The organism is Nocardioides sp. P4_G10 (assembly GCF_056401175.1).
The window spans coordinates 1-18,785 of the sequence record NZ_JBFUJV010000023.1 but is presented as its reverse complement, the minus strand read 5'-3'; the positions used below and the strand labels follow the sequence as shown (position 1 = coordinate 18,785).

At 64.1% G+C, this 18,785-nt stretch carries 18 protein-coding genes; 12 read left to right on the top strand and 6 right to left on the bottom strand.

Annotation, left to right across the window (positions count from 1 at the left end):
- Positions 1 to 250 precede the first annotated feature (250 nt).
- Positions 251 to 376, top strand: coding sequence for a hypothetical protein (locus AC1DP1_RS19275; protein ID WP_477508210.1), 126 nt, complete (start codon positions 251 to 253; stop codon positions 374 to 376).
- Between the two features lie 60 nt (positions 377 to 436).
- Here the strand turns inward: AC1DP1_RS19275 and AC1DP1_RS19270 are convergent, their stop codons facing one another.
- Complete coding sequence (locus AC1DP1_RS19270) at positions 437 to 1,795, bottom strand: helix-turn-helix domain-containing protein (RefSeq protein WP_477508209.1); 1,359 nt, start codon at positions 1,793 to 1,795, stop codon at positions 437 to 439.
- A gap of 346 nt (positions 1,796 to 2,141) precedes the next feature.
- On the opposite strand from AC1DP1_RS19270, the gene AC1DP1_RS19265 reads away from it, so the two are divergent.
- The 8 genes from AC1DP1_RS19265 (at position 2,142) to AC1DP1_RS19230 (ending at position 12,590) form a co-directional block, all read left to right on the top strand.
- The gene (locus tag AC1DP1_RS19265; RefSeq protein WP_477508208.1) at positions 2,142 to 3,647 is read left to right on the top strand and encodes a sugar transferase; all 1,506 of its coding nucleotides are present in this window, start codon (positions 2,142 to 2,144) and stop codon (positions 3,645 to 3,647) included.
- A 61-nt stretch (positions 3,648 to 3,708) separates the two neighbouring features.
- Positions 3,709 to 4,833, top strand: coding sequence for an NAD-dependent epimerase/dehydratase family protein (locus AC1DP1_RS19260; RefSeq protein ID WP_477508252.1), 1,125 nt, complete (start codon positions 3,709 to 3,711; stop codon positions 4,831 to 4,833).
- Complete coding sequence (locus AC1DP1_RS19255) at positions 4,833 to 5,861, top strand: WaaS/CpsH family glycosyltransferase (RefSeq protein ID WP_477508251.1); 1,029 nt, start codon at positions 4,833 to 4,835, stop codon at positions 5,859 to 5,861. The genes AC1DP1_RS19260 and AC1DP1_RS19255 overlap by 1 nt, the downstream gene beginning before the upstream one ends.
- A complete protein-coding gene (locus AC1DP1_RS19250; protein ID WP_477508207.1) occupies positions 5,858 to 6,919 on the top strand; it encodes a glycosyltransferase in 1,062 nt (353 codons plus the stop codon). Before AC1DP1_RS19255 ends, AC1DP1_RS19250 begins: the two co-directional genes overlap by 4 nt.
- Positions 6,920 to 7,023: 104 nt before the next feature.
- Positions 7,024 to 8,115 (top strand): acyltransferase family protein, encoded by a 1,092-nt coding sequence (locus AC1DP1_RS19245; RefSeq protein ID WP_477508206.1) that lies wholly within the window; start codon positions 7,024 to 7,026, stop codon positions 8,113 to 8,115.
- Complete coding sequence (locus AC1DP1_RS19240) at positions 8,115 to 9,089, top strand: glycosyltransferase family 2 protein (protein ID WP_477508205.1); 975 nt, start codon at positions 8,115 to 8,117, stop codon at positions 9,087 to 9,089. Before AC1DP1_RS19245 ends, AC1DP1_RS19240 begins: the two co-directional genes overlap by 1 nt.
- Entirely contained in the window at positions 9,077 to 10,489 is a 1,413-nt protein-coding gene (locus tag AC1DP1_RS19235) for a hypothetical protein (protein WP_477508204.1), read from the top strand. Before AC1DP1_RS19240 ends, AC1DP1_RS19235 begins: the two co-directional genes overlap by 13 nt.
- A gap of 1,528 nt (positions 10,490 to 12,017) precedes the next feature.
- Positions 12,018 to 12,590 (top strand): acyltransferase, encoded by a 573-nt coding sequence (locus AC1DP1_RS19230; RefSeq protein WP_477508250.1) that lies wholly within the window; start codon positions 12,018 to 12,020, stop codon positions 12,588 to 12,590.
- Positions 12,591 to 12,669: 79 nt separating this feature from the next.
- Here AC1DP1_RS19230 and AC1DP1_RS19225 read toward each other — a convergent pair whose 3' ends face one another.
- A complete protein-coding gene (locus AC1DP1_RS19225; protein ID WP_477508249.1) occupies positions 12,670 to 12,900 on the bottom strand; it encodes an acyltransferase in 231 nt (76 codons plus the stop codon).
- Positions 12,901 to 12,909: 9 nt separating this feature from the next.
- Between AC1DP1_RS19225 and AC1DP1_RS19220 the strand changes: the two genes are divergently transcribed.
- A complete protein-coding gene (locus tag AC1DP1_RS19220) occupies positions 12,910 to 13,176 on the top strand; it encodes a hypothetical protein (protein WP_477508254.1) in 267 nt (88 codons plus the stop codon).
- 240 nt (positions 13,177 to 13,416) lie between these two features.
- Here the strand turns inward: AC1DP1_RS19220 and cysN are convergent, their stop codons facing one another.
- Entirely contained in the window at positions 13,417 to 14,709 is a 1,293-nt protein-coding gene (cysN, locus tag AC1DP1_RS19215; RefSeq protein ID WP_477508203.1) for a sulfate adenylyltransferase subunit CysN, read from the bottom strand.
- Entirely contained in the window at positions 14,709 to 15,623 is a 915-nt protein-coding gene (gene cysD / locus AC1DP1_RS19210) for a sulfate adenylyltransferase subunit CysD (RefSeq protein ID WP_300047360.1), read from the bottom strand. Before cysD ends, cysN begins: the two co-directional genes overlap by 1 nt.
- Before the next feature lie 170 nt (positions 15,624 to 15,793).
- On the opposite strand from cysD, the gene AC1DP1_RS19205 reads away from it, so the two are divergent.
- Positions 15,794 to 16,066, top strand: a complete 273-nt coding sequence (locus AC1DP1_RS19205) for a hypothetical protein (RefSeq protein WP_477508202.1) — start codon at positions 15,794 to 15,796, stop codon at positions 16,064 to 16,066.
- Between the two features lie 73 nt (positions 16,067 to 16,139).
- Positions 16,140 to 17,288, top strand: coding sequence for a glycoside hydrolase family 16 protein (locus AC1DP1_RS19200; RefSeq protein WP_477508201.1), 1,149 nt, complete (start codon positions 16,140 to 16,142; stop codon positions 17,286 to 17,288).
- Between the two features lie 71 nt (positions 17,289 to 17,359).
- Here the strand turns inward: AC1DP1_RS19200 and dtd are convergent, their stop codons facing one another.
- Both dtd and AC1DP1_RS19190 read right to left on the bottom strand, forming a co-directional pair.
- Positions 17,360 to 17,809 (bottom strand): D-aminoacyl-tRNA deacylase, encoded by a 450-nt coding sequence (gene dtd / locus AC1DP1_RS19195; protein ID WP_477508200.1) that lies wholly within the window; start codon positions 17,807 to 17,809, stop codon positions 17,360 to 17,362.
- Between the two features lie 19 nt (positions 17,810 to 17,828).
- A partial coding sequence (locus AC1DP1_RS19190) for a hypothetical protein (RefSeq protein WP_477508199.1) occupies positions 17,829 to 18,785 on the bottom strand: 957 nt, incomplete at its 5' end.

Genomic DNA, 18,785 nt, shown 5'->3' with positions numbered 1-18,785 from the left:
TGATGGGAAAAGAATGGGCCCCCCGCGTGGGGTGCGGGGGGCTCCGGGCGCTCCGTGGGGTGGAGCGCATCTTCTTGGCTCGAAGTGGGGGCACTTGACGAGCAGACGTCTCGGCGGGGGCATTTGCCAATCTGTCTTGACTGAGTTTGCCAGACACGGCGCGTCCGCGCAGCATTTTTGACACAATCGCCGCGAGCGACCCGTTTGCCCGGGTCGCTCGGTCAGCCCACACCCCACAAGGAGTCACCCCATGAAGAACATCGCCCGCCTCGTCGTTGCCACCACTGCCATCGTCATGGTCAGCATCTCCGGCATGGCAGCCCCGGCCACCGCAGCCCCCAAGGACGTCCAGCAGCGCAACGTGTGGTGCTGCTGATCTCAAGCGGATCCCACAGGTCGTCCTCGACCCAGCGTGCGGCCGCGGGGCCCCCTCACCTCACACGCGTACGGGCGAAGCGACAGTCGAACGGGTTCGGAGACCTGTCGAGGCCGCCGCGCGACGGTACGCGTCGCGTGCGGCTTCGGCCAGGTCCACACTCTCGAGCAAAGCCGCGAGGTCGAACCAGGACTGAGCGGCCGCCTTGTCGGCACCGATTGCCGACAGCCGCAACACGGCCTGCTGGTAGTAGTCAGCGGCCTGCTCCATCCTGCCCTCTGCTGCACAAGTCCGGCCGGCCAACGTCAGGGCCTCCGCCTCGGCGAGGGGTGCGTGCCCGCCCGACGTGACTTTGACCTCCCCGATCAGGTCACGTGCCTGCTCCAGCTCGCCGGACAGGTACGCCGCGCGAGCCAGACCAAGGAGCGTCCATGCCCGATCGGTCGGGGATGCGCTGCTCCACTCCATCTCCGATGCCGCCTGCGTCAGGTTTTCACGTGCTTCGTCGACGGCAGGCGGGTCGAGCTCCAGCTGCAGGCGACCCACTTCGGTGCGTAGCCGCGCGAGGTTGCGCGCATCTTGGCCCTCGCTGAGGAGGGCAAGTGCCCGCTCGGCGAGCGGCACCGCGGCCGCGATGTCCCCCCGGTTGGCCTGCATCACACTCGCGTTCCAGTAGGCCGAAGCGCGGGCGCGCGGGGACTCCAGGGTCTCGGCCTGGGAGATGGCCTTGCTGCAGAGCCGCACGGCGTGGGCCGTGTCGCCACGCTCGAAGTAGGCGGCCGCGACGGTCACGGAGAGCTGGACGGCMTCGTCGCTCGCCTCGAGGCCAGCGGTGCGCAGCTGTGACAGCACCTCCTCACCGCAGGTGATCGCTCGGCCCAGGTCGCCGGTCTCCCGGTGGATGCGGCTGAGGGCGATGCCGGCCTTGATGCGGCTGACCTCGCTTACGGTGCTGTCGTCCAGGAGCATCTCGAGCTCGATGATGGCCTCGTCCTCCTGGCCGGCGGCCTCCAGTGAGCGAGCGTGCAGTAGCTTGGCGCGCTCACGCAGGCCGGTCCCGGCCACATCGCCTACCCGGCTCAGGGCTGCGTCGAGGTGCTGGGCGGCTTCGGCAGGTTCTCCCGACTCGAGGGCCAGCTCGGCGTAGTCGAGCGCCAGCCGCACCTCGTCAGGATCCTGACCCGGCTCTACTGCGAGCAGTGCATCGATCGTCACGTCGAGTCGCGCGGCGAGAGCGCTGAGCGCCTTCACCGTCGGCTTGCGAGCGCCGGTCTCGAGGCGGGAGAGATAGGCAACCGACATCGTGTCGCCGACCACCTCGCCCTGAGTGAGCCCACGGGCAACACGGATCGAGCGAAGCCGACGACCCAGCTCGTGGGCGTCGGCCTTGGCGAGCAGTTCAGCCTGACGTGCGTCCATCCGGCCATTGTGGCGGTCGGGCGAGCCGAGTTGTTGAATTCTGGCAAAAACCATCGTCAGGTTTGCCCAGATAGTCCTAACGGTCCATCACGCCATGGAGCAAGCGCGTGCGTCAGTGTGGTGAAGTGACGGGGAGAGGCGCAGGTTCCCCCCGTAGGGGTGGGTGACGGGTAACTGGTGAGCAACAGCACACCTCACAAACGGTCCATCTTCGTTCAAGTTTGCACGAATCGAGTGATGGTCGCTTAGCGTGGGGGTGTCAGTCAGGGGTTGATTGACGTCGTTCTCGGGGCCAGATGGTCTCGGCAAGTCATCCGTGGGGGATGCAGTGTCCGTAGTCAGTCGTGTGCCCGAGGTCGCCATCCGTCGACCCGAGGTCGTGCACCGCTCGATCCAGGTCGTCGGCCAGGAGACTAGCAACGCTGTCGACTGGCGGCGACGTCACGCGCGCGCTCTCATCTTCGGCGACTTGATCGTGTTGGTGATCGCGCTCGGTGCCGCTCAGGTCGTGCGATTCGGTGGAACCCCCGATCGACCGGTCAGTGGACTCGGCGCTTCCTACGCAGTGCTCGGCGTCGCGATCGCGGCGATGTGGTGGCTGTCGCTTCAGGCGCACCAGGCTCGTAGCCCCAAGGTCGTGGGCCACGGCTGGGAAGAGTACCGCCGAGTCATCCTGGCAACCTTCCGGGTGTTCGCCGTGCTTGCCATGCTGTCGGTTGCTCTCAAGATGGATGCCTCCCGGTTGTACCTGGCTACTGCCTTCCCACTCGGACTCGCTGGGCTCCTGGTCGAGCGCAAGATCGCTCGTCTGAGCCTCCACCGCGCCCGCGTCAACGGCGAGGCGGTGGCGAGGGTCCTGGTCATCGGAGGCGAGCGAGCGGCGTCGGAGCTCGCCAACTGGTTCTCCAAGCACAAGACCGCGGGTTACCAGGTGTGCGGCGTCTGGGTACCTGACGGAGGCATGCCCCTCGATGTGGTGCCCGACGACACCTCGGTCGTCATTCCAGTGATGTCGTCACGCACCGACTTCGCAGAAGCTCTGGCCATCTCTGGGGCGACCACCGTTGTGGTCACTGACACCGAGCATCTCGGGCATGAGTCGCTCCGTGATCTTGCGTGGCAGCTGGAAGGATCGAACATCGATCTGATCCTGTCTCCCAACGTGCTGAACGTGGCATCCTCGCGTCTCTTCCTCCAAGACATCTCAGGCATGCCGATGCTGCACGTCAGCGAGCCCCAGTTCGCGGCCGCCGGGCGCCTCGGCAAGCGCGCTTTCGACCTTCTCGGCTCACTGTTCATCCTGGCAGCGCTGTCCCCTGTATTCATGGCGACCGCTGTCGCGGTCAAGCTGTCGAGCCCGGGCGCCGTCTTCTACCGCCAGGAGAGGATCGGTCGCAGTGGCGAGCGCTTCGGGATGGTCAAGTTCCGCTCGATGCGACGCGACGCGGACAGCCAGTTGGCCGAGCTGTTGGCGGCGGAAGGCAAGTCACTCGCCGAACTGCCGAAGCTGACGAAGGACCCAAGGGTGACGCGCGTCGGCAGCTTCATCAGGCGCTACTCGATCGATGAGCTCCCCCAACTGCTGAATGTCCTACGGGGTGACATGAGCTTGGTCGGACCGCGGCCCCAGCGTGACTTCGAGGTCGAGCGATACGACCGCGTCGCGACGCGACGTCTGACGGTCAAGCCCGGGATGACTGGACTCTGGCAGGTCTCGGGTCGATCGGACCTGTCGTTCGATGAGGCAATCAACCTCGACGTCCACTACGTCGAGAACTGGTCGATGACGGCAGATCTTGCGATCCTGTGGCGTACGGTGCGCGCGGTCATTGCGACCGACGGCGCCTACTGATCCACGTTCCCGAAGCGCCAGCAGTCCAGTTATCAATCTCGGAGGAGATGTCTTGTCACGCGTGCTCATTACTGGCGGTGCTGGGTTCATCGGGTCGCGTCTGGCCCAAGAACTCAGCGAGCGGGGGCACACCGTCACCGTCCTCGACAACTTCCTGCCGAAGATCCACGGCCCGCAGCCGGAGACGAGTCCGCTCGTCCAGCACGCGTCACGGTACGCCCGGGTCCTGCGCGGTGACGTGACCTCGCGGGATGACGTTCGTGCTGCGGTTCAGGACCAGGATGCGGTCGTTCATCTCGCGGCCGAGACCGGCACGGGCGAATCCATGTATCAGATCGAGCACTACACGCGGGTGAACATCGGCGGCACCGCGACGCTCCTCGAGGTGTTGGGGAGCGAGAGCGAGCGCACCGTCCGAAAGATCGTGGTTGCTTCATCCCGGTCCATCTATGGCGAGGGGAGCTACGAGACCCCGGATGGGATGCGCGTGTGTCCTGACCGACGGGGTGAGTCCGACCTGCTCTCTGGCCTGTTCGACGTCACGCATCCCGGGGTAGGACCTCTGCGGATGATCCCGACAGGTGAGGACGCGAAGCTGCATCCGTCGTCCGTGTACGGCATCACCAAGCAGATGCAGGAATCGCTGGTAATGACTGTGGCCCCGACTCTCGGTATGGCGGGGGTGGCTCTCCGCTACCAGAACGTCTACGGTCCGGGGCAGTCCCTCACGAACCCGTACACCGGAATTCTGTCGATCTTTTCGACCCGCATTCGGCAGGGCAGTTCCATCAACATCTTCGAGGACGGTTTGGAAAGCCGCGACTTCGTCTACATCGACGACGTTGTGGCTGCGACGGCCGATGCGCTCGAGAGTCACCGGGCCAACGACAAGGTGTTCAACGTCGGCAGTGGGGTTGCCACGACAGTCAACGAGGTCGTCGCCGAGTTGATGAGCGCCCTGGGGATGCAGGTTCCAGTCGAGATCACGGGCAACTTCCGGCTCGGCGACATCAGGCACAATGTTGCGGACATTTCGCAGATCCGCGCCGCTCTGGGATGGTCTCCCCGCGTCTCGTTCGGCGAGGGGTTGTCGAACTTTGTTGGCTGGGTCAACACTCAAGCTGTCTCCGAGAGTGGGTACGAACGTTCGCTCGAGGAAATGCGGCAGAAGAACCTGCTGAAGTGATGTCGCCGGCAGCGCAACGAGCGCTCATCATCTCTCCCTCTTTCTTCGGGTACGAGCGCGACATCGTCGCTGAGCTCGAGGGGCAGGGGTGGTCAACGCTTCTCGTTGACGAGCGACCGTCCAACACTGCCTTGGTGCGCGCGCTCTTGCGGGTGCGCAAGCAGCTCGCAAAGGGCTGGGTCGACAGGTACTACCGGTCCTGGCAACGGAAGTTGCGCGGAGAACAGTTTGATTTGGTTCTGGTCGTGAAGGCTGAAGTGGTGCCCCGGTGGTTCCTGGAGCAATTGCGAGCCGACAACCCCAGTGCGCGCTTCGTCTTCTACACCTACGACGCTCTGGCGAACGCTGGCAACTGCCTAGAAGTGCTCGACTGCTTCGACACTCGACTGAGCTTTGACCGAGAGGACGTCGCGTGCAGAAACGATTTCAACTACCTCCCCCTCTTCTATGTGGACGACTTTGACGCCGCACCCAGCAACGCCTCACAGACGTCGCGTGCGTACGACCTGGCATTCGTCGGAACGCTGCACACTGAGCGGTACACGTTCGCGCAGAGGTGCTTCGCTGACTCTCACGCCACCTTCGGGTTCTTCTTCGTTCCTGCTCGGTGGTACTTCTTCGTCCTGAAGTACATCACTCGCGAGCATCGCGACGTGCCTTGGTCGGAGGTCTCGTTCGACCCGATGGCCAAACGGGGGATCGCCGAGATCTTCAAAACATCTCACGCAGTCCTGGACATGCAGCGATCAGGCCAACACGGGCTGACCATGCGAACATTCGAGGTCCTTGCGTCAGGGGCGATTCTCGTGACGACCAATGCAGCGATCACCCTCGAGCCGTTCTTCGACCCGGCCAGAGTTGTAGTCGTTCCAACCGATCCCGCTGAGATCGACTCGGCCGCCCTGTATGACCAGTTGGCATCCCGAAGCCGGCCAGGCGCAGCGCCACCGGGGTTCGAGAGGTACTCGCTCCGGTCCTGGATTCACGAAGTATCCGCTGGTGCTGCACCTGGGAAGGCCATGTCGTGAGAATCCTGATCGATACCTTAGGCGCACCGGAACGTTCGGGCGGCATGCGGTTGTACGCAGAGGAGCTCGTCAAGGCGTGGGCGGAGCTTGAGTCCGGGGACGACATCCACGTGGTTGGGTACCCGTGGGCATCCAAGGCGTTCGGTAACCACGGCGTACGCGTCCACGAGCTGCGCGAGACCGTCGCGGGACGGCTCGTCGGCCAGTGGCTCTACACACCCTTGGTCGCCCGACGCGTAAAGGCCGATGCGGTTCTGTCCATCAGCCTCGTCGCAAGCCCGCTCGTGCAGGGCCGCCCGCGGGTATGCACCGTTCATGACTGGCGACACCTGGTCCGCCCAGAAGAATTCGGCACGTCGCAGCGCGTCTATCGGCGCTCGTGGGTGTGGTCGACCAACCACGCCGATCTGGCGATCCAGATATCGCCAAAGACAGACGAGGAGACCGCGGGCATTGCGCCTCGGGCGCGACGCGTGATCGTGGAGAACGGGCAGGATCACGCCCGCCGCTGGCCGGTTCTTGTCCCGACAGAGCCCCAGGCGCGCTCTGTGGTCACCTTTGGCCACCACGCGAACAAGCGCCCCGATCTGGTCATTCGCGCGATGGCGGAGGTTGCTCAGGGCTCGGCCGTACGCACGCCGTTGACCGTTCTCGGAGCACGAGGCGAGTTCGCCAAAGAACTGCGGCGTCTCGCGACCGAATTGGGTATTGGCGACCACGTCGAACTACCGGGTTTTGTCGAGGAAAGCGACTACCAGAAACGGGTGCAGAGTGCTGCGGCGATCGTGCTAGCGTCGACAGACGAGGGTTTTGGTCTCCCCATATCTGAAGCATTCTTTTTCGGGATTCCGGCGATATCAACGAACGATAATGGAATCGACCGCATCCACGGGGACCGTGTGCAGGTGGTTCCGCCGACCCCGTCAGACCTCGCCGGAGCGATCGTAAGCTGTCTGCGGGCGCCGCAAGCAACAGAGCGCACGGCCTCGGGCACATGGAGCGACACTGCGCAGGGGGTCCGGCGAGCGCTGGGGGACCTCTTGATGGGAGACGCCTAATGGGCCTTTTGTCGATGCCATCCAAGAATTCGAGAACAATCGAGACCGCATTCGTACCTCGCGCCAACTCTCTGAACGCTGTACGACTGGCCCTGGCGTCCGCCGTGATCTTCACGCATGGGGCCGTGGTGACGTCCGGTTCCACCGATCCTCGTGGACTGTTCGATCCGCTGGTCGGACAGCTCCCCGTCGACGGCTTCTTCGCCATCTCGGGATTCCTGATAGTTCGTAGCTGGGGGCGAGCGGCAAACGCAATGTCATTCATAGAGGCTCGGGCAACTAGGCTGTTTCCGGCCTACTGGGTATGTCTCTTGATGACTGCAGTGATTTTCGCTCCTATTGCCGCGGCGCTGACCCACACCACAAGCGAGCTGGCGCGTGACCTGGCGAGCTGGCTCGGGTACCCGTTCGCAAACGGGTTCCTAATTGTCTTCCAGCACGACATAGCCGGTGGCCCGCATGCAGTCCCGTGGCCCGGGGACTGGAACGCGTCGCTGTGGACGCTAAAGTGGGAGTTTGCTTGTTATGTCATGGCGGTGGCAATTGGCACTGCCGTCCGCCGACGCCCCGACCTGATCTATCTAACTGTTTTTGTAGCGTGCTGGAGCGCAAGCCTCTATGCGGTCGTCAATGAAGTACCAAAGTTTGTCGGGGACGCGTCCCGTCTTGGCCTCATGTTCTCGGGCGGCGCGTTGTTGTTTCTCCTACGCCGCCGGGTCCGACTGTCATGGCCCATCATTGCAGGCGCAATAATGGTCATAGGGGTCTCTGCAGCTGCGCTCCCAGACTACCGACTGGTGGCCGCCCTCCCAGTGTCTTACGTCGTCCTGGGTGTTGGGATCCTTCTCCGACACCCGAGGCTTCGCTTGGACAACGACATCTCCTACGGCATGTACATTTATGGTTTTCCTGTCGAGCAACTCATAGCAAGCACGGTGCTGGTAAATTTGCCGTTCTTGATCTTCTCTGCCATTGCGGTCCTGCTCGCCGCCCCTCTGGCGTGGGGAAGCTGGATATTCGTGGAACGGCCAGCGTTGGGGTGGCATCGGAGACGTGCAGCGCGCTCCCGAAACCATCCAGAGGAGATGGCACCTACTCCCGCTCCTTCTTTGTACAACGATGTAGTAGAAGGTGCACTACCCGGACCCCACGGTGCTGCCTCGCTCAGGCCCCCATCTAGCGATCGTCGACGGTAGTGGCTGTGGAATGTAACGCGAACCAAGAAAGCCGCCGCGAAGTGCAAGTTGCGGTTGTCACCGTCACCTACAACGGCGCTGCCGTGCTCCCAGACTTTCTGCGCAGTCTAMGCGCGCAGACCCACCCAGGTGTGCGTCTGATAGCGGTAGATAACGCGTCCGAGGACTCATCGGCCGAACTGATCGAGTCCTTCGGTCTTACCGGTGTTGAGGTGTTCAGGAATTCTCGCAACCTCGGGGTAGCGATAGGCAATAATCAAGGCATCCGCCGGGCGAGCGAGCTAGGAATCGGATGGGTGCTTCTCCTCAATAATGACACGGTCCTGCCGCCGGATTACATCAGTGTTATGTTGTCCACTGCATCGGCATTACCCGGGTCCTTTGTTACGACATTCATCGAGTCGTCCGATCCAGTTGGTACGGTCTGGTACAACGACGGCACGATTCGAGACGCTTTCGCGTTCAAGGTATCGCATCCTGGCCGCGGCCAGAGAGGACTCCGGCCCCCGGAGGTCCCACGCGAAGTGGAGTACGCGCCGACGTGCAGTCTGCTCGGAAGGACGACTGACTTCCACAGGGCGGGGCTCATGGATGAGGACTATTTTGTCTACTACGACGATGTCGACTTCAGCGTCCGCGCGCGGCGATTGGGATACTCGTACGTCTTGGCGCCGTCAACAGTTCTGCTCCATAAAGAGAGTTCGTCGACTGGCGGAACAAAGTCACCGTTTTCTATTTGGTGGGAGTCGCAGAATCGGATCATCGCCGTCAGGAAGCTGCAAAGCCTGCCGAGTCGACTTTTTAGTTACGCATTCTTGGCAGCCTGGGTGGCAGCCAGATTCATTCTGCGGAAGGATGGAGTAAGCGCGAGTGCGCGCCGCCTCCGCGCATTCCGTGCTGGGCTGTTTGCCGACATTGGGCCGAGCCCGCAAGGCAGTCTGTATGCAGATATGCCAGGGGAGTGTCAGAGATGATCCTATCGGTAACAGAAATTGGAATTGTCTTCCTCGGCGTGACATGCGCAGCCGTTCTGTTGCAGCGGCGCGCGCTCCCATGGATCCTCAGTGCCGCTGCAGCCTTTCCGACAACCGCGGCCATAAATATCGGGTCCAATGCGAGCGTCACTCCGTTCTATCTAGTTGGATCAGCGACGCTCTTCTCGTTCTGGCTTACGGCGCTACGGCGTCGCGGGTCCGCGCAAGGCGCATTCCGGACCTTTGCTCTCCTTGCGCTCGTGGGAATCGTGGTCAGCGTCCTTTCTCCCCAACTGTTTGCGGGTGTTCCGGTGCTCGCGCCGGACATTGGAATCGATGCGGCTGTAAAGACGCCAACCGCGCTTGCCTACACGCCAGGAATGCGCTTCCAAATTGTTCTACTAGTCATCAATATTGCGATTGCCTTTGTTCTAGCGAATGCGGCCGCTCGATCGTCGCGGTTGCCCGAGGCGGCGTTTGTTTGCGGAATCGGTCTTAGTGCGATGTCGTTGCTCCTTCCTCGGGCATCGGCCTTGATCGATTCTTGGTTCCGGAACTATCCGGGAGCGGGCTACAACGCAGGCGAAACGCGCCACTTCGGGACCTTTTCCGAGCCGTCTTACCTAGCGGCATTTGCCCTGGCTAGCTCCGCCTACTTCGGCTATCGGATGTTCGTCGGCCGAGGCAGGGCCCGCGTGTGGCCGGGCGCGTGGCTTGCGCTCAGTCTGCTCAATCTTGCGCAATCTGCTTCTGGCACTGCAGTCGTTGCTGGGGGAGCGCTGGTTGTAGTTGTCGTCACAGCTGCATGGCTGCGCGGGGTGCATCGAAACCGGCGGATTCCTCCCGCCGTCGCTCTCGCCCCCCTGGTCCTAGCGTGCCTGGCTCTGATGCCGAATCCCTTGACTTCTTATGTAATCGACTTGGTGAGCACCAAGTCGGCTTCAGATTCTGCTGTCTCCCGCTTCGCCGCCGATATTCGGGCCCTTCACGTGATGCTTGATACGTGGGGGTTGGGCGCTGGCCTAGGTGCCAACCGAGCTTCAAGTTTTGCGACAACGTTGCTTAGCAACGTTGGCGTATTGGGAACGCTGCTGTTTGGCGTCGCTTGCGTGCGACTATGGCGAGGCGTGCAGTTCCGGTCTGCTCCAGCCGTGTGGCTGGCGCTACTCGCGCTCCTGCTGGCTAAGATTGCGGCGGAACCGGATCTCTCGACGCCACTACTCTGGATCTTGATTGGTGTCCTCGGGGCCGGTCAGGTCGAGAATGGACGGGCTGTTGAAACGGTTGCACAACTCGACCACCGAGGGCGAGCGTCTCGCCCCGCGCAGAGCTGGGAAGACCCAACACCAGTCGGACATCGTACGACTTGGCCCATAGGCGATGGGCGGATGAGGCAGTGATGGGGGCACACGCCGTTCGACCGCTAGACGTTCTTGTGTCCAACTCGGCTGCGAGTGCGATCAGGGCTGGTGCAAATAGTCTGGCGCTTGTAGCCCTACCGTTCCTCTTGTACCTACTGATGCCAGGACCCGAGTACGCAGCGTGGTCGGTCATACTGAGCCTCAGCTCGTTCGTCATGTACTTCGATCTGGGCATGTCAACGTCAATTCAGGCTATCGCGGCTGAAAATCTCGCCGCCGGGAACAGGGCGGCTGCTCGGCAAGCCGGCATCCGCGGCATGCAGGCGCTAAGCCTGATTGGTCTCCTTGCCATTGGCGGATCTGCCTTAGCCGCTTGGCATATCAAGGGGTTGTTCCCTGACCTTCCGCGCTATCTAGAATCTACAGTGGCTCTTTCGTTGGTTGTCGTTACGTTTGCCCAGTCATGCGTACTGGTGGCAAACGTGGGAGCGGGATACTTCGCTGGACTCCAGCGCCAGTTGGCGCCCTCGTTGGTTTTCGCTCTGGGGCGCCTTGGTGTTGTGGTTGGTGTCACTGCTGCTGCAGCCCTAAGCAGTTCATTGAGCATTCTCGCGTTCGCGTATTCCCTACCTTCGGCTGCAATTGTCTACATAATATGGCGATGGGTTACCACGAGCGCGCCCGCCGTACCGCAAGATTCAGATGCATATTCCTTCGCTAGGCTTCTTCGGTTTTCAGGCCCGCTGGCCTTGTGGGCGATTTGTTCGCTTCCGACCTTCGCGATGGCACCCGTAGTTGTTGGGCGCCTTGATTATGCCGCACTTCCGACATTTGCTCTGGCCGTTTCGGTAGGGATGGGCGTAATGGGGGCCGCGCAGGCGATTTTTAGTCCAGTGCTCTCGGAGCTGACTCGGGCGGCGAAACGCCCAGCCAGTATTGGGCCTGTCCTTGAGCGTGTAATTTCCCTGGGGGTTGCTCTGCCCTTCGCCCTCGGCGCAGTCGGGGTCGGACTTACAACTGCAGTGGCTGGCGTCCTAGCCGAGGGGTCCGTATCTACGATGGCCATTGTCTTGGTGATCTATGCGGCCGCCTTGCGGCACAGCATGTCTCCAATTAGTTTTGCGGCGATTTCAACGGGCCGGCATTCCAAGGTAAAGCTACAGCCAGTGTTGGACGCCATTTTCGCCGTAGTCTTAGTAATCGCGGGCGGCCAGCTATTTGGGGCGACGGGGGTGGCGTGTGCTCTCCTTTTATCATCGGTGCTGGCGGTAATGCTGACCACGTGCTCGGTTATGCCTGTCGTAGGGATTACGCAGTTTGTGGAACGGAAATTTGTATTTGTCCGTGTCGTCTCAGCAGTACTTTGGCAGGGGCCGGCGATTCTAGCAGTGTGGATCGCGGAGACGATTGACATAGGCGTAGCCGCGTCTCTATCGGTGATTTTCGCCGGAGTGGTCACGTCGTTCTTTGGAGTGCTTTGGACCGGGCTTCAAGCGCTAGATAGGGTGCGGCTTTGGCGAGCTGTCTCGCGGCCCGTGGTCATGCTGCAGCAAGGGAACAGAGGATAATGATAGATATGTCGACTGACGTCCTTGTCCGTGTCGCTCGAATGAAGTCGCGACTCTGGTCGTCGTTTTACTACCGCCGTGTGCTTGGTTCGTTCGGCCCACGGTCGATGATCCGACGCCCGGTCCTCGTTGCTGGCGGAAAGTGGATACATATTGGTGAACGTACTGAGGTCCGGGATGGGGCCAGGATTGAGGTCATTCATAGAACCGGCGAAATTGAGCCCAATTTGTCGATTGGCAACCGGGTATCGATAGAGCAAGATGTTCATATCGTTTGCTCGTCAAGAGTCACAATTTCCGACAATGTCGTTTTGGCGCCACGATGCGCAATTGTGGATACCAGCCATTCAAGCCCGACGGATGTGGCAGGCAGTGTTGCCGCGGAATTGGTAGGCGGCGAACACGAAGTCTATATAGGACCTGGCAGTTTCTTGGGGGTGGGGGTGGTTGTGCTCCCGGACGTTCGGATCGGAGCGAGGTGCGTCATAGGCGCTAACTCCGTTGTCGCAAGCGACGTTCCGGACGGCGCTGTAGCGGCCGGGGTGCCGGCGAGGGTGATCCGATCCCATTAGTAGCCACGAGGGACGCGAATGCCCGGGGTCTATGGCCTGTTCCGTGAGGTTCAGTTCACGTAATCGCCCCGACTTCTACTCAAGTGCGATACGCCACCCAAGCGCCCGTTTCGTTATCGTACGTCTTGATAGGTCGCGCTGGAGCCCCAGCCACCATCGTTTGCGGCGGGACGCTTCGTGTCACGACCGATTGCGCGCACACTACGGCGTGATCTCCGATGGTGACGTCTGGTAGGAGGACCGCCCGGTAACCGACGAAGGCTCCCCTGCCGATGATTATCGGGCCTTTCACCGCAACCGGTTGTTCCATGATGCGTCCGTGGTCGGGCTGCAGTCCATGGGTACCGTCATTCATGAAGACGTGATCGCTGATGACCGCACCGTCTCCGATTCGGACCTCCGAGTGAGCAACCAAGTACGCGTCCGTCCCGATATAGACGTCGTCCCCGATTTCGATCCGGCCGATGCCGTCGATAGCTGCTTGGTGCTGCACAGCGAAGAGTCGGGCGTCAGGGCCAACGCGGCATCGAGCGCCAATGCTGATAGAGGCTCCGTGGCCTATCGCTTTGGGACGCCCGACATCTGACCCGTCGCCGATGTGCACCCCGGCTGCGCGAAGCTTGGCGTGGACATAGGCGCGTCTAGCGCGGCTCAGCCGCCGTCGAACGTTCAACTTTGAACTCCTTCGCCGAGTTGCCGTGAGATGACGATCGTCGCGGTTGCCAGTCGCTCGATGCTGAGATCCGAGAAGGACGGAAACCGCCGGGGCGCAGTTCGGGCTGACCGCATAGGCGACTCTCGCGCCGCAAGAACCGGGCGGGAGCGCCTAGCTCGCGCTATTGATCATCCCGGCGCCAACGGTGACCCCGGTGGCCTCGTCGATCAGGATGAACGAGCCGGTCGTGCGGTTCTTCGAGTACGGGTCGCAGAGCAGCGGCACAGTGGTGCGCAGCTGGACGCGGCCGATCTCGTTGAGTGAGAGCTCGCCGGCCTCCTGGTCGCGGTGCAGCGAGTTCACGTCGAGGCGGTACTGGATGTCCTTGACCATCGCGCGGCCCATGCGGGTCGTGTGCTTGATGGCGAGCTTCTGGCGCGGACGCAGCGGCTCGTTGGTCATCCAGCAGATCATCGCGTCGATGTCCTGGCTGGGCTTGGGCGCGTTCTTCGGGCGGGCGATCATGTCGCCGCGGGAGACGTCGACGTCGTCCTCGAGGTGGATCGTCACCGACATGGGCGGGAACGCCTCGGAAATCTCCTGGTCGAAGAGCTCGACCTTGGAAATGGTCGACGTCATGCCGCTCGGAAGAACGACGACCTCGTCGCCCTTCTTCAGAACGCCGCCGGCCACCTGGCCGGCGTACCCGCGGAAGTCGTGGTATTGGTCGGACTTGGGGCGGATGACGTACTGCACCGGGAAGCGGGTGTCCACGAGGTCGCGGTCGGAGGCGACGTGGACGTGCTCGAGGTGGTGCATGAGCGTCGGGCCGGAGTACCACGGGGTGTTCTCGGACCGGTTGACGACGTTGTCGCCCTGCAGGGCCGAGATCGGGATGACCTCGAGGTCAGGGATGTTGAGCTTCGTCGCGAAGGTCGTGAACTCCTTGTGGATCTTCTCGTAGACCTCCTGCGACCAGTCGACGAGGTCCATCTTGTTGATCGCCAGCACGAGGTGCGGCACGCGCAGCAGCGAGAGCAGGACCGCGTGCCGGCGGGACTGCTCAGTGAGGCCTTGGCGGGCGTCGACGAGGACGAGGCCCAGGTCGGCGGTCGAGGCGCCGGTCACCATGTTGCGGGTGTACTGGATGTGGCCCGGGGTGTCGGCGATGATGAACTTGCGCGCCGGAGTGGCGAAGTAGCGGTAGGCCACGTCGATGGTGATGCCCTGCTCGCGCTCGGAGCGCAGGCCGTCGGTCAGCAGCGCCAGGTCGGTGTAGTCGTAGCCCTTGGACTGGCTGGTCGACTCCACCGCCTCGAGCTGGTCCTCGAAGATCGACTTCGAGTCCAGCAGCAGGCGCCCGATGAGCGTGGACTTGCCGTCGTCGACCGAACCGGCGGTCGCGAAGCGGAGCAGGTCCATCTCGCCCTGGGCGGCGGTGTGGGCGTCAGTGGTGCTGGCCATCAGAAGTAGCCTTCCTTCTTGCGGTCTTCCATGGCTGCCTCGGAGAAGCGGTCGTCGCCACGGGTGGCGCCTCGCTCCGTCACTCGGGCGATGGCGATCTCGTCGATGATGGCTGCGGTGTCGGTGGCCTCGGACTCCACGCAGCCGGTCTGGGTGCGGTCACCCACGGTGCGGAACCGCACCATCTTCTTCTCGACCTTCTCGCCACCCTTGGGCTGGATCTCCTGGCCGACCGACAGCAGCATGCCGTCGCGCTCGACGACCTCGCGCTCGTGGGCGAAGTAGATGGAGGGGATCTCGATCTCCTCGCGGTGGATGTAGTGCCAGATGTCGAGCTCGGTCCAGTTGGACAGCGGGAAGATGCGCATGTGCTCGCCGGCGTGGATGCGGCCGTTGTACAGGCTCCACAGCTCGGGGCGCTGCATCTTGGGGTCCCACTGGCCGAAGTCGTCGCGGTGGGAGTAGACGCGCTCCTTGGCGCGGGCCTTCTCCTCGTCGCGGCGACCGCCACCGAAGGCGGCGGTGAAGCCGTTCTCCTCGATCGCGCCGAGCAGGGTGCCGATCTGCATGCGGTTGCGGCTGGTCTTGCCGTCATCGACCACGTGACCCGCAGCGATCGCCTCATCGATCGTGGCCACGATCATCCGCGCACCCAGCCGCTCGACCCACGAGTCGCGGGTGGTCAGCACCTCGTCGAAGTCCAGGCCGGTGTCGACCTGGAGCAGCGGGAACGGCAGCTTGGCCGGGAAGAACGCCTTCTCCGCCAGGCGGAGCATGACGATGGAGTCCTTGCCACCGGAGAACATCAGGACGGGCTTCTCGAACTCGGCGGCGACCTCACGGAAGATGTGGATCGACTCGGCCTCGAGCTGGTCCAGCTGGCTCAGCTGGTAGTCGACGTGGGTGTTGGTCATGGCGTTTGCGACGGCCTCTCTCGGGGACAGCAGCCATCATCGTAGCGACGCGCCGCCTGACCGACGATTCGCACTGCCGGGCGTGGTCGGGGCGGGTCGCCGGAGGACCGGTTCGCGACTAATTCGTGTCGAGAGGTTTGACCCGGGTGTGATGGGGGTAACAACACGGCATGGTCGTCTGGGCGCTCATGATCCTCGCAGCGTGGATCCTGCTGTCGTTCCCCGTCGCCGTGGTGGTCGGGCGGATGTTCGCGGCCCGTCCCGACGCCGTGGCCGCGCCCGTTCGAGTCCCGTCCGTCGCGGTGGACCGGGTGGCACACCTCTCACGCGTCGAGTGTCGCCGCAGCGAGGCCTCACGATGGGCGCACGAGGCCCGGGCGCTCTCCAGGTCGCGCCGCCGTGTGGCAGTGATGTCCGGGAGTGCCGCACGCATCACCGGGTGACGGCCGGCCCTGAGGGTCGGACGGTGCCGGGACGATTGGTCTCGGTCGCGGTCCCTTCGTCACAATGGCGCGCATGCGGACCACCCCCCGGGCCCTTGCGGCCGTTCTCGCAAGCGCCCTGCTCGTCACCGGCTGCAGCTCGGCCGACGAGGGCGACCCCACGCCGCCGTCGTACGAGAAGAGCGACAGCGTGCAGGCGCAGGTGCTGCCCCAGCTCGCTGCCAACGGCGAGGACGTCGAGTCCGCCGCCGCCGCCGCCTGGGTCGTGGACGCCACGATCGCCGACGCGGAGGAGGGGACCACGGTCACCCTGGTCGCGAAGGACGACGACGGCTGGTCCGACGTCGACGAGCAGGAGACCGACGCCAAGGGCCGCGTCTCGCTCACCAGCCGCGACTCCGGCGACCTCCACGTGGTGGTCGGCGACGGCGAGGATGCGATCGGCACCAAGGTCTCGACCGACGACGCCCCCGAGGCGACCTTCACCGACGACTTCGACGACGAGGACAGCGTCGACGGCCCCGACGCCATGTGGCTGACGCGCGACCAGGGCTATACGGGCGTCCGCACCTGCTCCAAGGCCAGCGCGGACGCCGCCGAGGTGGCCGACGGTGTGCTGAAGCTCAGCGTGCTGGAGGACCCGGACCGCGAGGGCGACGAGTGCCAGCTCCCCGGGAAGCGCAAGAAGTTCTCCTACCGGCTCAACGGCCACGTCGGCACCGAGCACAAGGTCGCGTTCACGTACGGCTTTGCTGCCGCTCGGATCAAGACGCAGCCCAGCCGCGGCCAGCACTCGGCCTTCTGGATGCAGCCGGTCGGCGGTCAGGGCACCGGCGGCCCGAAGAAGGGTGGCGCCGAGATCGACGTCATCGAGTACTTCGGCGACGAACACCCCGAGGGCGGGCTGACCAGCTTCACCTACTTCCTCGACGAGAATGGCGAGAAGCAGACCGTCGGCGGCTGGCTCCCCAACGCCGACGAGCTGGGCGACGACTGGGCCGAGAAGTACCACGTGTTCTCCGTGGAGTGGACGCCCGACGAGTACGTCTTCCGCATCGACGACAAGGTCACCCAGCGCCTGAAGGGGGAGACCTCCGGGCGCCCGGAGTTCCTGATCCTCAGCCTGCTGTCCTCGGACTACGAGCTGCCGCGCTCCGACGGCAAGCTGCCCCAGACCATGGAGGTCGACTGGGCGCGGGTGTGGGAGACGGGCCCGAAGTGAGGTTCCGGGGTCTCGATATGCCCGCTCGTTCCTCGCGGGCTACTCGACCAGCGAGGGGTCGTCCTCGCGGGCTACTCGACCAGCCAGGTTTGTGACGGCGAGTCGAGGACGAGGGTGATCGGGCCGTCGTTGACGCTCTCGACGCGCATGTCGGCGCCGAAGCGGCCGTGCTCCACGTGGGCGCCGAGGCGTTCGAGCTCGGCGCAGACCGCGTCGTAGAGCGGCTCGCTCACCGGGCCCGGCGCGGCCGCCTGCCAGGTGGGCCGGCGGCCCTTGCGCGCGTCGCCGTACAGCGTGAACTGGCTGACGACCAGCACGGGCGCGCCGACGTCGCTGGCGCTCTGCTCGTCGCGCAGGAGCCGCAGGTCCCAGATCTTGCGGGCCGTCCACGCGACCTCGGTCGGGCCGTCGTCGTGGGTGACCCCGAGGTAGACCAGCAGTCCCGGGCGGTCGAGCTCGCCGACGACCTCGCCGTCGACGCGCACGCTGGCGGACAGCACCCGCTGGATGACGGCACGCACGGCGTTGCTCCTGCTCGCGTCAGACGCGGGTGAGGACGCCGACCTCGACGAGGTCGTCGACGTGGGTCTGGACGAGCGACCTGGCGTCGCCGGACTCGGGCTCGCCGAGCTCGACGAGGAGCGCCTCGCCGAGGCGGTCGAGGCTGGCCGACCCGTCACCGAGCRGGGTGAGGACGCGGGTGGCCAGCAAGGACAGCGCGACGACGGTCTCGCCGAGCATCACGCAGCCGACGCCGTCGCTGACGTGGAAGTCGACGAAGTCGCTGCGGCGTACGCGCTCGCCGCCGTCGGTGGTGTCGGGTCCGAGGAGCTCGACGACGGTCGGCTCGGGCGCCGACTCCGTCTCGATGTCGCGTGCCGGCGGGTGGTTGAGCAGCTGCTGGGTGACGGCGACCAGGTCGTCGGCCTCGCGGTAGTCGACCCGGTGCACCCCGCCCACCTCCTCGACGAGAGCGGCCAGGCGGTGCAGGGGCTTGTCGAGCGAGCGCAGGTAGGACGCGTTGCCCGACAGGTGGGCGATCGCCTCCGCGGTGGGGAGCTCGGTGAGCACGGGCGGGACGAAGCCCTCGGCGTGGCGCTCGAGCAGGAGCACCGCCGCCGGGCGGAGGTCGCCCGGTGCCTGGCGCAGGCCGAGGTCGTCGGGGGAAAGCAGGCCCTGCGCGGGGTCGTCGGTCGAGAGCAGCGGCTTGCTGTAGGGGAGCAGGTCGAGCGCTGCGGTGAAGGCGACGGTGTCGTCGGTGACGTAGCCGAAGTGCCGCGCGAGCGTCCGGGCGGCGGTCGAGCGCCCGCTGCCAGCAGGGCCGACCAGCACGACGCACCGGCCGGTCTCCGGGTCGGCGACGGCAGCGGCACGCAGCATCAGGAGGTCGCCCTCGTTGGCCTCCATGGCCTGCAGCGTGACGGCCAGGGCGACCTGGTCGCCGACGACCGACCCGCTGGGCCCGGCGATCGCACCATGGGCCGCGGCGTCCTCGAC